The following is a 13,913-nucleotide window of genomic DNA, read 5'->3' on the forward strand; positions in this document are numbered from 1 at the left end:
CGCGTTCGTCATCGACGCGCCCTTTTTTCATTTCCGTGTCTTTTAATTCAATCACTTAAAGCTTCCCGTTGATGAATCACATCAGAAATTTTTCCATCATCGCGCATATTGACCACGGTAAATCAACGTTGGCAGACCGCTTGATCCAACGCTGCGGCGGGTTGGCCGAGCGCGAAATGGAGGCCCAGGTGCTCGATTCGATGGATATCGAAAAAGAGCGAGGGATAACTATCAAGGCGCAGACGGCAGCGCTGCACTACAAGGCCAAGGACGGTCAGGTTTACAACCTGAATCTGATTGACACGCCCGGCCATGTCGATTTCTCGTACGAGGTGAGCCGCTCCCTATCTGCATGCGAAGGCGCGTTGCTGGTGGTCGATGCCAGCCAGGGTGTGGAAGCGCAAACCGTGGCCAATTGCTACACCGCGCTGGACCTTGGCGTGGAGGTGGTGCCTGTGCTGAACAAGATCGATTTGCCGAATGCAGACCCCGACAACGCCCGGGCTGAAATCGAGGACGTGATCGGTATTGATGCGACCGATGCCATCCCTTGTTCGGCGAAAACGGGCCTGGGCATTGACGAGATTCTGGAAGCGATTGTGGCCCGGGTGCCAGCCCCCAAGGGCAACCCCGATGCACCGTTGCGCGCCATGATCATCGATAGCTGGTTTGACTCTTACGTCGGTGTGGTGATGCTGGTGCGCGTTGTCGATGGCCGGCTGGGCAAGGGTGAGCGCATCCGCATGATGGCATCGGGCGCGGTCTATAACGCCGATAACCTGGGCGTGTTCACGCCGGCTACTGAAGTGCGCCAATCGCTGGAGGCTGGCGAGGTGGGCTTCATCATTGCTGGTATCAAGGAGCTGCAAGCGGCCAAGGTGGGCGACACCGTCACCCTGGAGAAAAAGCTGCCCAACAATGCGGGTCCTGCTGCCGAGGCCTTGCCGGGTTTCAAGGAAATCCAGCCCCAGGTGTTTGCCGGTCTGTATCCGACCGAGGCCAGCGAGTACGACTCGCTGCGTGACGCGCTGGAAAAGCTCAAGCTTAATGACGCATCGCTGCACTACGAGCCCGAGGTGTCGCAGGCGCTGGGCTTTGGCTTCCGCTGCGGCTTCCTGGGGCTGCTGCACATGGAAATCGTGCAAGAGCGCCTGGAGCGCGAGTTCGACCAGGATCTGATCACCACCGCACCCAGCGTGGTGTACCAAGTTGCGCGTTCTGACGGCACCATCACCATGGTGGAGAATCCCTCTAAGATGCCGGACTCCAGCCGCATGGAGGAAATTCGCGAACCCATCGTGACCGTGCACCTGTACATGCCGCAAGAGTACGTGGGCGTGGTGATGACGCTGGCGAACCAGAAGCGCGGCGTGCAAATGAACATGGCCTACAAGGGGCGCCAGGTCGTTCTTACCTACGAGATGCCGCTGGCCGAGATCGTGCTCGACTTCTTTGACAAGCTCAAATCGGTGAGCCGCGGCTATGCCTCTATGGACTACGAGTTCAAAGAGTACCGCGCTGCGGATGTGGTGAAGGTGGACATCTTGCTGAACAGCGAAAAGGTCGATGCCTTGTCGATCATCGTGCACCGCAGCCAGTCGCAGTACCGTGGCCGTGCAGTGGTGGCCAAAATGCGCGAGATCATTTCGCGCCAGCAGTTTGACGTGGCGATCCAGGCTGCCATTGGGTCCGGCATTATTGCGCGTGAGACAATCAAAGCGCTGCGCAAGAACGTGATCGCCAAGTGCTACGGCGGAGATATTTCGCGCAAAAAGAAACTCCTCGAAAAACAAAAAGCCGGTAAAAAACGTATGAAGCAAATCGGCTCGGTAGAAGTCCCGCAAGAGGCTTTTCTGGCAATTCTGCAGGTGGAAGATTGATGCAAGCTCTGACTTCGGTAATTTTGGCGGCCTTTGTAGGCTACTGCGGTGCCTGGTACATGGGTGTGGTCGAAGGCAACTTTGCGCTGCTCTTGTTTTTGGCAACCCTGGTGACCGGTTTGTACTGGTTGGCTGAACGGTTTTATTTTCTGCCGCAACGCAAGTTGGCCGTGGTGCGACTGGAAGAGGCCTCCACCCAGCGTTTGGCTGAATTGAACAAGATGGGCATCACCCAAGTGGACCAGGTAGTGCCGGATGCCAAGGCTCGGCTGTTGATGCAGCCCTGGTGGCTGGACTGGACTGCTGGCTTGTTCCCAGTGATCATTGCTGTCTTTTTGTTGCGCTCGTTTTTGTTCGAGCCCTTCAAGATTCCGTCCGGTTCCATGATTCCAACCCTGTTGGTGGGCGACTTGATTTTGGTGAACAAATTCCATTACGGCATTCGCTTGCCGGTGCTGAACACCAAGATTACCGCCGGTACGCCACCCCAGCGTGGCGATGTGATGGTGTTCCGTTACCCACCCAAGCCCAGCATGGACTACATCAAGCGTGTGGTGGGCGTGCCCGGTGACGAGGTGGCTTACGTCAACAAGCGCCTGACCATCAACGGCAAGGAAATTGCCACCAAACCCACCGCAGACTTCTTTGACGAAGACCAGATGCGTTACTTCAAGCAATTCGAAGAAAACCTGGGTGACCAACCCCACCGTTTGCTGAATGACGACAGCCGCCCAGCTTTTGTGCAGGGCACAGACGACTTCCCCTTCAAGGAAAACTGCCAGTACAGCGTTGAAGGCGTAGTGTGCAAGGTTCCTGAAGGCCAGTATTTCATGATGGGTGACAACCGCGACAATTCGGCCGATTCGCGCTACTGGGGCTTTGTGCCGGACAAGAATATCGTCGGCAAGGCCTTCTTCGTATGGATGAATTTCAGTAGTCCCAAGCGCATTGGCTCGTTCCATTAACCGTAATCGATGCAAAGTTACCGTATGAACACATCTGCATTCAAATCCAAGCAACGTGGCCTGTCCTTTATCGGGCTGGTTCTCACGATGGCGCTGGTGATTTCGGTATTCATCGTCGGCGCCAAAGTGGTGCCAACCGTGATCGAATACCAGACTATTCTGAAAGCCCTGAACAAGGCCAAAGAAGGCAACACCGTGTCGGAAGTGCGCGTCATTTTTGACAAGGCAGCCAGCATTGATTTGATCTCCTCGGTCACGGCCAAGGACCTGGAAGTCAGCAAAAACGGCGACAAGGTTGTCGTCTCGGTGGCCTACAACAAAGAGATCGAACTCTTTGGTCCGGCATTTTTATTGATCAAGTACTCTGGCTCCAGCAAATAGCGTGAACGATGGTCTCCTTGCGTTGCAGCAACGTCTGCAACATGTGTTTTCTGATGAAAAACTGCTGGTACGTGCCACCACGCACCGCAGCTTTTCGGCGGACCACAACGAACGTCTGGAATTTCTGGGCGACTCGGTATTGAATCTGGCCGTTGCCGGCCTGCTCTATACCCGTTTGAGTGCCTTGCCCGAAGGTGATTTGTCGCGCGTGCGCGCCAACATGGTCAAGCAGGACACGCTGTACCAACTGGCGGTGGTGTTGGACCTGCCCGGCGTGCTGCGCCTGGGTGAGGGCGAGGCCCGTTCGGGTGGGCAAAAACGCCCGTCCATTTTGGCCGATGCGCTGGAAGCGGTGATTGGCGCGGTGTTTCTCGATGCCGGCTACGGCGCTGCCGAGGCCTTGGTGCACCGCCTGTTCAAGACGGTAGAAATCAACCCGCAGATGCAGGCGATTGGCAAGGACCCCAAGACCGAGTTGCAGGAGTGGCTGCAAGGCCGCAAAATGAAGTTACCCGCTTACCGCGTGGTCAGCACCTTGGGGGCGGCCCACCGGCAGACCTTTGATGTGGAATGTGAAATTGTTGAGCTGGGCCTGGCCGAGCGCGGCATTGGCGGCTCGCGCCGTGCTGGCGAACAGGCGGCGGCCGCTGCCATGCTGGTCAAACTTGAATCCAAAGCCGTCGCCGTGAAAGCCTCCAAATGACAGCAAGCTCTATCCCTCCCAATCCTCCTGAGTCCTCCACCGAGCCCACAGACGCACCAGACGATGCCTTGGCGTCCCTGGAGGGCATGCTGGCCGATTTGAAAAAAGCCTCTTCTGATGTGCCAACGACCGGCCAGCGCTGCGGTCTCGTGGCCATCGTCGGCAAGCCCAACGTGGGCAAGTCCACCTTGCTTAACGCGGTGGTAGGCCAGAAGATCAGCATCACTTCGCGCAAGGCCCAGACCACGCGCCACCGCATTACCGGCATCCGCACGCGCGACAACACGCAGTTCGTGTTTGTCGATACGCCCGGTTTCCAGACCCTGCACAACAACGCGCTGAACCGTTCTTTGAACAAGACGGTGCAGGGCGCCGTGAGCGATGTGGACCTGGTGCTGTTCGTGGTCGAAGCCGGCAGCTTTACCCTGGCCGATGCCAAGGTGCTGTCTTTGCTCAAGCCCAACATCCCTGTTCTGCTGATTGCTAACAAGCTGGACAACGTGCACCGCCGTGCCGAGATCGCGCCCTGGCTGCAAAGCATGCAGGAGCGCCATCCGTTTGCCGAGTTCGTGCCCATGTCGGCCAAGAACGCCAAGGACATCGAGCGTCTGTTCGGCATCTGCGCCAAATACCTGCCCGAGCAGGCCTGGTGGTACGACGAAGACGAGCTGACCGACCGCAGCGAGAAGTTCCAGGCCGCCGAAACCGTGCGCGAAAAGCTGTTCCGTTTGACCGGCGACGAGCTGCCCTATACCTCTACCGTCATCATCGACAAGTTCGAGGAAGAGCCGCCTACGCGCAAGGGCCAGAAGCGCCTGCTGAAGATTGCCGCCACCATCGTGGTCGAGCGCGATGGCCACAAGGCCATGGTGATCGGCGACAAGGGCGAGCGCATCAAGCGCATTGGCATGGAAACCCGTGTCGAACTGGAAAAGCTGATGGATGCCAAGGTGTTCATCGAAGTCTGGGTGAAAGTGCGCTCCGGCTGGGCCGACGACGAGGCAAGAGTCCGCTCCTTTGGCTACGAGTGATTCGTGGCTCCAAAACGGTTCCATGACGAGCCTGCATATGTTTTGCATCGCTACGACTGGAGCGAGTCCAGCCTGATCCTGGAGGTGTTTACCCGCCACCATGGCCGCATGGCAATCGTGGCCAAGGGGGTGAAGAAGCCGACCTCCAATTTCCGTCCCATCCTACTGCCGTTGCAGCCCTTGCGCATCGCGTTTGGTGGCGAGGCGGAGATCCGCACCCTCAAGGCTGCGGAATGGGTGGGCGGGCATGTAATGCCTACCGGCGACGCCTTGCTGTCGGGCTACTACCTGAATGAGCTTTTGATGCGCCTGCTGGCGCGTGACGACCCGCACCAGGCCTTGTTTGACGCCTATGCGGTGGCGGTACAGGTGCTGGCCTCCGAGCACGGGGAAGCCCTGCAGCCGGCGCTGCGTGCGTTTGAATTGGTTTTGCTGCGCGAGGTGGGCTTGCTGCCGCTGCTGGACGTGCAGACCATGACTTTCACCCCGCTGCAGCCCGAGGGCCGTTACAGCCTGGTGGCCGAGGGCGGACTGCGCCAGAGCCAGGCCGAGGACCGTGCCAGCCTGAGCGGCGCGCAATGGATGGCCCTGCAGCAGTCGCTGCAACCGGGCACGCATTTCACCGCCACCCTGCGCGCCTGCGCCGAGGTATTGAATGGACTGAAGCCGCAACTGCGTGCCGTGCTGCACTACCATTGCGGCATGGCAACGCTGCATACGCGGCAACTGATGATGGACCTGCAAGCCCTATGACTTCCCCCCACGCTGCGGTGCGAACCGCCCTCTCGGTCAACGTCAACAAGGTCGCACTGGTGCGTAACACCCGGCATCTGGGCATCCCCAGCGTAGCCCGTGCCGCCACCCTTTGCCTGGAGGCCGGTGCCCAGGGCATTACCGTGCACCCGCGGCCCGACGCGCGGCACATCCGCACCGAAGACGTATACGAGCTGTCCGACCTGCTGACTGCCTGGCCCGACCGCGAGTTCAACATCGAAGGCAACCCGTTCCAGAACCTGATGGACTTTGTGCGCCGCTGCCGCCCCCACCAGTGCACCTTTGTGCCCGACGGCGAAGACCAGTTCACCAGCGACCACGGATGGAACCTGGCCCAGGACGGCGACCGCCTGCGGCCGCTGATCGCCGAGGCGCAGAGCCTGGGCGTGCGCGTCAGCCTGTTCATGGACCCGGTGCTCGAGGCCATGGCCCTGGCCAAGGCTGTGGGTGCAGACCGCGTCGAGCTCTATACCGAGAGCTACGCCAGCGCCTACGGAAAGCCCCAGTTTCAAGAGGTTTTAAGCCAGTTCGCGCAGACAACACAAGCGGCGGCAGCTATCGATTTAGGAGTGAACGCCGGCCACGACCTGAGCCGTGACAACCTCACAGCCTTTCTGCGTGCCTGCCCGCAGGTGCAAGAAGTGTCCATAGGCCACGCGCTGGTGGCAGACGCGCTGGAGCTGGGCTACGCCGCCACGGTGCGCGACTACCTGCGCTGTATCGCCGACGCCGCCCGGCCATGATTTACGGCATAGGCACCGACATCTGTGACGTGCGCCGTATCCGCGCCAGCCTGGAGCGCCACGGTGACCGTTTTGCCGAGAAGGTGCTGAGCGATGCCGAGCTGGAGATCTGGCGCAAGCGCGGCACGCGCTGGCCCGAGCGGGGCGTGCGCTACCTGGCCACGCGCTTCAGCGCCAAGGAGGCGTTCAGCAAGGCCATAGGCATGGGCATGCGCATGCCTATGACCTGGCGCTCGTGCGAGATCGTCAATTTGCCCAGCGGCCAGCCCAGCATTGTTTTGCACGCGGCACTGAAAACCTGGTTTGAAGGGCAGGGGCTGACTGCCCACGTCACCGTGACCGACGAAACCGACTACGCCGCCAGCTTTGTGGTCGTAGAGCGTTTGCCAGCTTGATTGGTAGCCGCTATAGTATTAATAGCTGCTCGCGCACGTATTACCTGCGCCAGGGCCATTTGTTTTATAAATTCTTCCTATGTCCCAACACGCCCCCCTGATCATTGACATTGCCGGTACCACGCTGACCCGCACCGACCGCCAGCGCCTGAAACACCCGCTGACCGGCGGCATCATCCTGTTTGCGCGCAACTGGCAAGACCGGACCCAGCTCACCGCCCTGTGCCAGGACATCAAAAAGGTCCGCAAAGACCTGCTGATCTGCGTGGACCATGAAGGTGGCCGGGTCCAGCGGTTCAAGACCGATGGCTTCACCCACCTGCCACCCATGCGCGTGCTGGGCGAAATGTGGATGGGCGACGCGCTGCAGGCCACCAATGTCGCCACCGCCTGCGGCTATGTGCTGGCTACCGAGTTGCGCGCCTGCGGCGTGGACTTCAGCTTCACCCCGGTGCTGGACCTGGACTTTGGCGAGAGCAGCGTGATTGGCGACCGTGCCTTCCACAGCGACGCGCGTGTGGTCAGCCTGCTGGCCAAGAGCCTGATGCACGGCCTGCTGCAGGCCGGTATGGCGAACTGCGGCAAGCACTTCCCTGGTCACGGCTTTGTGAAAGCCGATTCGCACACCGAGATCCCGGTGGACAAGCGCAGCCTGAAAGCCATCCTGGCCGAAGACGCCTTGCCCTACGCCAGCCTGAACACCAGCTTGTCCAGCGTCATGCCGGCCCATGTGATCTACCCCAAGGTGGACAGCCGGCCCGCGGGCTTCTCCAGCAAGTGGCTGCAATACGTGTTGCGTGGCCAGCTGGACTTCCATGGCGCGATCTTCAGCGACGACCTGAGCATGGCCGGCGCGCGTCGCATCGACGGTAAGGACGTGAGCTATACCGCAGCAGCCGTGGCTGCTCTGGAGGCCGGTTGCGATATGGTGCTGCTGTGCAATCAAAGCCTGGTCGACAAGGGCCTGGCCGTGGATGCCCTGCTGCAAGGCCTGACCGAGGCCCAGCTCAAGGGTCAGTGGGAACCCAACGAAGCCAGCGAAGACCGTCGCCAAAGCCTGCTGCCCACCACGCCCACGCTGGACTGGGACAAGCTGATGACCCACCCGGCTTATATGCAGGCGCTTTGGCTGGTGCCTTGAGGAAAATCTAGCCCGCTACGCTTTTGATAGCTGCCCCCGCAGAATTTATAAGCGCTAGCGGCCTAAACGGCATAAATCCACGAAAGACACGCCCCTTCCAGAAATACCGTGGATCCGGCTCCGCCGGTCCACTGGTATCGCCCCCTGCAGGGGGTGGGCGGAAAGCGCGCAGCGCTGTAGCCTGGGGGGGGAACTTTTTACTCTCTGCGCAGGGCAGGGAACAGGATCACATCACGGATGCTGGCGCTGTCGGTTAGCAGCATCATCAGGCGGTCTATGCCGATGCCGCAGCCTCCGGTGGGGGGCATGCCGTATTCCAGGGCGCGCACAAAGTCGTGGTCGAAGTGCATGGCTTCGTCGTCGCCACTGTCCTTGGCATTCACCTGGGCCTGGAAGCGCGCGGCCTGGTCCTCGGCATCGTTCAGCTCGCTGAAGCCGTTGCCGAATTCGCGGCCGGTGATGTACAGCTCGAAGCGCTCCGTCACCTCCGGGCGGTCGTCGTTTGCGCGGGCCAGCGGCGAAATTTCGGTGGGGTGTTCCATGATGAAGGTCGGCTGCCAGAGCTTTTCTTCCACGGTTTCTTCAAAGTACAGCACCTGCAGGCTGGCCAGGCTGCGGCCGGCGAGCTTGTTCTTGGCTTCCGTCAGGCCGAGCTTCTTCACTGCGTTGGTCAGCCAGGTGGCGTCGAACACGTTGTCGCCGGCTTCGGTGTACTTCTGGATGGCTTCGACGATGGTCAGGCGTTCAAACGGCTGGCTCAGATCGACGGGCTTGCCGGCGTAGGTCAGCTGCAAGGAGCCGGTGGCGCGCTGGGCGGCGTCACGGATCAGCTTCTCGGTGTAGTCCATCAGGTCCTGGTAATTCCAGTAGGCCGCGTAGAACTCCATCATGGTGAACTCGGGGTTGTGGCGCACCGAGATGCCTTCGTTGCGGTAGCTGCGGTTGATTTCAAACACGCGCTCAAAGCCGCCGACGATCAGGCGCTTCAGGTACAGCTCGGGCGCAATGCGCAGGAACATTTCCTGGTCCAGTGCGTTGTGGTGCGTCTTGAAGGGCTTGGCATTGGCGCCACCGGGAATCGGGTGCAGCATGGGCGTTTCGACTTCCAGGAAGTCGTTGGCCACCATGAATTCGCGCAATGCGCTGACGGCCTTGCTGCGCGCCATGAAACGCTGGCGGGCCTCCACGTCGGTCATCAGATCGACATAGCGTTGGCGGTACTTGGTTTCCTGGTCGGCCATGCCGTGGAACTTGTCGGGCATGGGGCGCAGGCTCTTGGTCAGCAGGCGCACGCTGGTCGCGTGGATAGACAGCTCACCCGTCTTGGTCTTGAACACCGTGCCCTCGGCGGCGACGATGTCGCCCAGATCCCAGTGCTTGAAGCTGGCGTATAGCTCGGCACCCACGTCCTCACCCTTGACGTAGATCTGGATACGGCCACCGGTGCCGCCCAGCGACGCATCCTGCAACGTGCAGAAGCTGGCCTTGCCCATCACGCGCTTGAGCATCATGCGGCCGGCGACCTTGGCGGTGGCACCCAGGGGCAGCAGCTCTTCTGCGGTCTTGTCGCCATAGCTGGCAAACAGGTCAGCCGCGCGGTGGCTGGGCTTGTAGTCGTTGGGGAAGGCCACGCCCTTGCCTTCGGCTTGCTGTTGGCGGATGGCTTTGAGCTTTTCGCGCCGCTCCAGGATCAGCTGGTTTTCGTCTTGGGCCGGAACGGGGGGCAGGGCGGAGGTGTTTTCGGACATGCTGTTATAGAAAGAGGAGGGCGAAGCTCGCCAAACCTTTGATTTTAAGTCCGGCTGGGCAGGTTCAGTGGGTGATGCCGTCGCGGCGCAAGACTTTGAGGAACGTCAGGGCCAATATCTTGCAGTCCAGCCCTAGCGAGCGGTGCTGCAGGTAGTGCGTGTCCAGCGCCACCTTGGTGGGGATGGGCAGTTCATCACGCCCATTGATCTGGGCCCAGCCGGTGAGGCCCGGCAGCAGCTCATGCACGCCCTGGGCGGTGCGCAGCGCGATCAGATCCTGCTGGTTGAACAGCGCAGGCCGTGGCCCGACAAAGCTCATGTCACCGCACAAAATGCTCCACAACTGGGGCAGCTCGTCCAGGCTGCTTTTGCGCAGAAAACTGCCAATCGGCGTCAGATAGGCATCGGGATTGCCCAGCAGGTGCGTAGCAACGGCCGGGGTGTTGATTTGCATGCTGCGGAACTTGGGCATCTTGAAGATATGGTTGCGCCTACCTACGCGGTCCGACCAGTACAGCACTGGGCCTGGCGAAGTCAGGCGCACAGCCAGGGCGACCAGAAGCATGGGTATTGCCAGGGCGCACAGCGCCACCAGGCCTAAAATCAAATCGAAACACCGTTTCATGGCTGCATGGCTGTCACCGTACGGCGAAGCCCTTCATCGAGGGAGATGGGCGGCGCCCAACCCAAAACATCGCGCGTGTGCTGGATGTCAACTTGCAGATTGCCGCACAGGCGCTGTGCTGCTGCTCCCTGCCCGACCAAACGCGCTCCAGCCAGCAGCAGCTGCGCCGGTAAGGGCAGCAAGCGGCTGGGTTTGCCAGTAGCACGGGCTATACGGCGGACCAGCTCGGTGGTGGAAATGTCTTCGCCATCGCTCACGAGGAACGTTTGTTGGGCTGCTTCGGGGTGGGTGGTGCAGGTCAAGAGCAGATCGACCAGATTGTCCAGTCCCACCAGGCTGCGCAGGTTGTGTATAGCACCTAACGGCAGTGGTAGCTTGTTGGAGATAGCTCGAAGCAGGGCAGCAAAGTTGGCCTTTACGCCCGGGCCGTAGACCAATGGCGGGCGGATGATTACCACCTCCATACTGGTGTTCTTTGCAATCAGGTGCAAGCCTTGTTCTGCTTCCCATTTACTGGTGCCGTAGAAATCTTCGGGATGGGCGGTGTCGCTGGCCCGGAATGCGTTGCCTGGTGTTGTCGCTTCGCCGTTGACTTTGATGGAACTTAAAAAAATGAAACGCCGCACGCCCGCTGCTGCCGCCTGCCGGGCCAACTGCAGGGTGCCGTCGGTGTTGACACTGCGATAAGCCGCCAAGGGGTCAAGGGCCTCTTCGCGCATGACGTGGGCGCGGGCGGCAAGGTGGATGACGGTATCGCAGCTTTGCAGTGCGTTGGTCCATTGGGTGTGTGGCCCGATGGAGTCGATCTGTGCTATTTCCAGGCCTGGTAAGACGGCCAAGGGATGCCGCACGGCAACCCGTGCGTGGACCTGCGCACGCAATAGGGCTGCCGACAAGGCCGCCCCGACAAAGCCGTTGGCACCGGTTACCAGTACTGTCATTACCGACGCAGCCATAGCGCGCGGATGAACACCCGTGAGCAGAAAAATCGTCGCATGCTGGATAAGTGCCATTGTAGGTATTGGCTTTGAACGTGGCTGCTGCGCTGCGCGTCGTGAGTCACCCCGTGGTGTGGTAGCAGTGCAATCTGCAGGCCCTGCAAGCGAATCCGCGCACACAGGTCAACATCTTCGTAGTAGAGGAAAAACTTTTCATCAAAACCGCCCATGCTGCGGTACAGCGCAGTGGATAACACCATGAACATGCCGGCTACCCAGTCTGGGTAGAAAACGTCGTCTTGGCGGGCATAGATATGCTTGGGGTACCACTTTTGCATGATGGCCTTGGCTGCAATTCCCCAGGGCGTGGGGAAACGGCGTGCGCTGTCTTCCAGTTGCCCTCCAGAGCTGTATATGGCGGGAGCCACTAGGCCCATCAAAGGCGTTTCCAGCAGCGTGAGCAAGTCTGGAAATGGATTTTTCATAATCCGAATATCGGGGTTCAAAATGCACACTGTAGCGCAGCGAGCCAGAGCAATGGCTTGGTTGTGGTTGGCACTAAAGCCCATCGGCTGCGGGTTGCGCAGGACACGCAAGGGAAAGCCAAAATCATCGGCGGTGCACCCCATGGTTTCGGGAATGTTCAGCGTCAGGATCACCTCTAGTGGCGTTTGTCCGTGCACACGCTCTAGGTCACGCAACAACGGCAGCACCAGCGCCATTTGGCCGTGGCTGACGATGGAAATGGTGAGGGACAGTGTTGGGTTCACTGGTAGGGCCCGGTGCGGCCTTTTAGCCCGTTGAAAACACCCTGTACCATTCTGCGCAGGCGCAGGGTGCGCTGGGGGGCGAATGACAGGAAGTAGCCTGCAAACTGTACGAGCCGGGTTAAAAAATACAGTTTCCAACGCCACGGGGTGGTGGGCAATGCGCAAAGCAAGATGGAGTTCCTGAACATGTAGTAATCGCGCAGCGGGCTGTGGTGGGCGACCTGGCGGGTACGTAGCCACCAGATTTGGCTCACTTTGTCGCCGAGCCGGTGCTGGAGTTGGGCTTGTGCCACGCCCAGCAGGGTCCAACCTTGAGCGCGTATACGCAGACACCATTCGGTGTCTATATGGTCGATGAACCAGGTATCCCGCATTGGCATCGCATTATCCACGGCTGTAGATCGCAGCAAAGTGCCAGAGGCAATCAAAAAACCTACCTCTATTGGAGGGGATTTAGAACTGTCTAGAGGCTCCCAGCGGGTTGGCCAAAAGCCGATATCGCGTACAAAAAAAGATCTACGTCCCGTACGTTGGTCTACGGTGCTGGGGCCTGCTGCTGCTGCTTTAGGGTTATCAGTGAGTGCTTGACTGAGTAAGCGCACCATGTCAGGCGTCGCTTCGCTGTCTTGGTCAAGCAGCAGAATCCTGTCCACTCCAAAAGCCAGTGCAGCACGTATGCCAATATTTTGGGCATGGGCGATGCCAGTATTGCTGCCTAGCGGGTATACGCTTGCACCCATGTCGTGGCAGAGACTGCGCAAGCCATTGAGGAGGTGCTCCGACGATCCGTTATCAATGACCAGCATGTGCTGTACCTGTCCGCATAGACTCCCTAATTGCTTGCGTAACATGCCAAGGTCTGGCTGGTAGCTGACGGTAATGGACGCAATCATTGTGCGCGCGTAGCCAGAACGGTGATGAATTCGCCGCGCCGCAGTTGGTGGCCTTGCAGCAGGGCGGGTAGTTTGTATTTCATCCGCAATAGCTTTGCTGGTGATACGGTGGCGGTGGCATCCGTGCCGCTACGCAAAGCTGAGCTGGCGGCATGGATGGACAGGGTCGAGAGGGGCGGAAGGCTGTGGGTTTTGATCGTAAAACCGAGTGCTTTTAGCTTGTCGCACAAGCCGTTGAGCGAAAAAAGAACCAAATGACGTGGTGGTTCTAGACCCCGCCAGTAGGGGCCGAAATGGGAGTGTCCCCAGCTTTCAATATTCGGTGTTTGCAGCCACAGAGTGCCGCCAGGACGTAATAGTGCATACATATCCCGTAACCATTGCACCGGATCGTGCACGTGTTCAATCACATGGCTACAGCTAATCCAGTCATAGCCACCTGCTTGCTGTGCGACCTGCTCTAGTCCGCCAATGTGTACGTTGAGGCCCTGTTTACGGGCGGCGGCTACCGCTAGTGGGTCGAAATCTACCCCTTCCACAACCCAGCCAGCAGCCTGTGCCAGTGCGAGGAAATTGCCGTTCCCACATCCAACATCTAATAACCGTGCGCCTTCACGTGGAAGACGGCGCGGGAGGTGGCGCATTTGTTGATGAACCAAAGAACGCAAAGGCCATAGACATGGCACCCACCAACGTCCCCAAGCGTTGGTGGGTGTCAGTGCCATGTGCCAATGTGTATTGCGGTAGCTGTTGAGTCCTGCACGTACCCATTGCCGTATCCGCCCAGAGAGTGAGGCGGATGGCGCCATGTTCTGCTTAACCTGGACATGCGAGGAGATCGCATCACCATGGGTGAAGTATTGGCTATAGGCTTTTCCAATGCTTTGGGGGTTCGGTCGTGGATCGAGGTAGGCAGTTCCGCAAGA

15 protein-coding genes are annotated in these 13,913 nt (G+C 59.5%); 9 read left to right on the forward strand and 6 right to left on the reverse strand.

Annotated elements, in window-relative coordinates:
- Positions 1 to 71: 71 nt before the first annotated feature.
- The 9 genes from lepA to nagZ all read left to right on the forward strand — a co-directional run bounded on the left by lepA (position 72) and on the right by nagZ (position 8,013).
- Positions 72 to 1,880 (forward strand): translation elongation factor 4, encoded by a 1,809-nt coding sequence (lepA, locus tag AC4BBN_RS13390; RefSeq protein WP_490592460.1) that lies wholly within the window; start codon positions 72 to 74, stop codon positions 1,878 to 1,880.
- Positions 1,880 to 2,845, forward strand: coding sequence for a signal peptidase I (gene lepB / locus AC4BBN_RS13395; protein ID WP_490592461.1), 966 nt, complete (start codon positions 1,880 to 1,882; stop codon positions 2,843 to 2,845). Before lepA ends, lepB begins: the two co-directional genes overlap by 1 nt.
- A 24-nt stretch (positions 2,846 to 2,869) precedes the next feature.
- A complete protein-coding gene (locus AC4BBN_RS13400) occupies positions 2,870 to 3,226 on the forward strand; it encodes a DUF4845 domain-containing protein (RefSeq protein ID WP_490592462.1) in 357 nt (118 codons plus the stop codon).
- 1 nt (position 3,227) lies between these two features.
- Positions 3,228 to 3,929 carry a ribonuclease III gene (gene rnc / locus AC4BBN_RS13405; protein ID WP_490592463.1) on the forward strand — a complete coding sequence of 234 codons (702 nt, stop codon included), beginning with the start codon at positions 3,228 to 3,230 and terminating at the stop codon, positions 3,927 to 3,929.
- A gap of 86 nt (positions 3,930 to 4,015) precedes the next feature.
- On the forward strand, positions 4,016 to 4,960 hold the full coding sequence (era, locus tag AC4BBN_RS13410; protein WP_490592876.1) for a GTPase Era: 945 nt from the start codon (positions 4,016 to 4,018) through the stop codon (positions 4,958 to 4,960).
- Between the two features lie 3 nt (positions 4,961 to 4,963).
- On the forward strand, positions 4,964 to 5,713 hold the full coding sequence (recO, locus tag AC4BBN_RS13415) for a DNA repair protein RecO (protein WP_490592464.1): 750 nt from the start codon (positions 4,964 to 4,966) through the stop codon (positions 5,711 to 5,713).
- Complete coding sequence (locus AC4BBN_RS13420; RefSeq protein ID WP_490592465.1) at positions 5,710 to 6,477, forward strand: pyridoxine 5'-phosphate synthase; 768 nt, start codon at positions 5,710 to 5,712, stop codon at positions 6,475 to 6,477. Before recO ends, AC4BBN_RS13420 begins: the two co-directional genes overlap by 4 nt.
- Positions 6,474 to 6,872 carry a holo-ACP synthase gene (gene acpS, locus AC4BBN_RS13425; protein ID WP_490592466.1) on the forward strand — a complete coding sequence of 133 codons (399 nt, stop codon included), beginning with the start codon at positions 6,474 to 6,476 and terminating at the stop codon, positions 6,870 to 6,872. The genes AC4BBN_RS13420 and acpS overlap by 4 nt, the downstream gene beginning before the upstream one ends.
- A 79-nt stretch (positions 6,873 to 6,951) precedes the next feature.
- Positions 6,952 to 8,013 carry a beta-N-acetylhexosaminidase gene (gene nagZ, locus AC4BBN_RS13430; RefSeq protein ID WP_490592467.1) on the forward strand — a complete coding sequence of 354 codons (1,062 nt, stop codon included), beginning with the start codon at positions 6,952 to 6,954 and terminating at the stop codon, positions 8,011 to 8,013.
- 197 nt (positions 8,014 to 8,210) lie between these two features.
- On the opposite strand, the gene lysS is transcribed toward nagZ, so the two are convergent.
- The 6 genes from lysS to AC4BBN_RS13460 all read right to left on the reverse strand — a co-directional run bounded on the left by lysS (position 8,211) and on the right by AC4BBN_RS13460 (position 13,712).
- Positions 8,211 to 9,761, reverse strand: coding sequence for a lysine--tRNA ligase (gene lysS / locus AC4BBN_RS13435; protein WP_490592468.1), 1,551 nt, complete (start codon positions 9,759 to 9,761; stop codon positions 8,211 to 8,213).
- A 64-nt stretch (positions 9,762 to 9,825) separates the two neighbouring features.
- Positions 9,826 to 10,386: a sugar transferase gene (locus AC4BBN_RS13440; protein ID WP_490592469.1), complete on the reverse strand. Its 561-nt coding sequence runs from the start codon at positions 10,384 to 10,386 to the stop codon at positions 9,826 to 9,828.
- Positions 10,383 to 11,327, reverse strand: a complete 945-nt coding sequence (locus AC4BBN_RS13445; protein ID WP_490592470.1) for an NAD-dependent epimerase/dehydratase family protein — start codon at positions 11,325 to 11,327, stop codon at positions 10,383 to 10,385. Before AC4BBN_RS13445 ends, AC4BBN_RS13440 begins: the two co-directional genes overlap by 4 nt.
- Positions 11,327 to 12,094, reverse strand: coding sequence for a glycosyltransferase (locus AC4BBN_RS13450; RefSeq protein WP_490592471.1), 768 nt, complete (start codon positions 12,092 to 12,094; stop codon positions 11,327 to 11,329). Before AC4BBN_RS13450 ends, AC4BBN_RS13445 begins: the two co-directional genes overlap by 1 nt.
- Positions 12,091 to 12,987, reverse strand: coding sequence for a glycosyltransferase family 2 protein (locus AC4BBN_RS13455; protein ID WP_490592472.1), 897 nt, complete (start codon positions 12,985 to 12,987; stop codon positions 12,091 to 12,093). The genes AC4BBN_RS13450 and AC4BBN_RS13455 overlap by 4 nt, the downstream gene beginning before the upstream one ends.
- A complete protein-coding gene (locus tag AC4BBN_RS13460; RefSeq protein ID WP_490592473.1) occupies positions 12,984 to 13,712 on the reverse strand; it encodes a class I SAM-dependent methyltransferase in 729 nt (242 codons plus the stop codon). The genes AC4BBN_RS13455 and AC4BBN_RS13460 overlap by 4 nt, the downstream gene beginning before the upstream one ends.
- Positions 13,713 to 13,913: the final 201 nt, after the last annotated feature.

Source organism: Rhodoferax sp. SPJ21, assembly GCF_058216335.1.

What these genes read in the sequence shown, in the direction of transcription:
- lepA (WP_490592460.1), top strand. Translation starts at nt 72, where the DNA reads ATGAATCACATCAGAAATTTTTCCATCATCGCGCATATTGACCACGGT.
- lepB (WP_490592461.1), top strand. Translation starts at nt 1,880, where the DNA reads ATGCAAGCTCTGACTTCGGTAATTTTGGCGGCCTTTGTAGGCTACTGC.
- AC4BBN_RS13400 (WP_490592462.1), top strand. Translation starts at nt 2,870, where the DNA reads ATGAACACATCTGCATTCAAATCCAAGCAACGTGGCCTGTCCTTTATC.
- era (WP_490592876.1), top strand. Translation starts at nt 4,016, where the DNA reads ATGCTGGCCGATTTGAAAAAAGCCTCTTCTGATGTGCCAACGACCGGC.
- AC4BBN_RS13420 (WP_490592465.1), top strand. Translation starts at nt 5,710, where the DNA reads ATGACTTCCCCCCACGCTGCGGTGCGAACCGCCCTCTCGGTCAACGTC.
- acpS (WP_490592466.1), top strand. Translation starts at nt 6,474, where the DNA reads ATGATTTACGGCATAGGCACCGACATCTGTGACGTGCGCCGTATCCGC.
- nagZ (WP_490592467.1), top strand. Translation starts at nt 6,952, where the DNA reads ATGTCCCAACACGCCCCCCTGATCATTGACATTGCCGGTACCACGCTG.
- lysS (WP_490592468.1), bottom strand. Translation starts at nt 9,761, where the DNA reads ATGTCCGAAAACACCTCCGCCCTGCCCCCCGTTCCGGCCCAAGACGAA.
- AC4BBN_RS13440 (WP_490592469.1), bottom strand. Translation starts at nt 10,386, where the DNA reads ATGAAACGGTGTTTCGATTTGATTTTAGGCCTGGTGGCGCTGTGCGCC.
- AC4BBN_RS13445 (WP_490592470.1), bottom strand. Translation starts at nt 11,327, where the DNA reads ATGACAGTACTGGTAACCGGTGCCAACGGCTTTGTCGGGGCGGCCTTG.
- AC4BBN_RS13455 (WP_490592472.1), bottom strand. Translation starts at nt 12,987, where the DNA reads ATGATTGCGTCCATTACCGTCAGCTACCAGCCAGACCTTGGCATGTTA.
- AC4BBN_RS13460 (WP_490592473.1), bottom strand. Translation starts at nt 13,712, where the DNA reads ATGGCACTGACACCCACCAACGCTTGGGGACGTTGGTGGGTGCCATGT.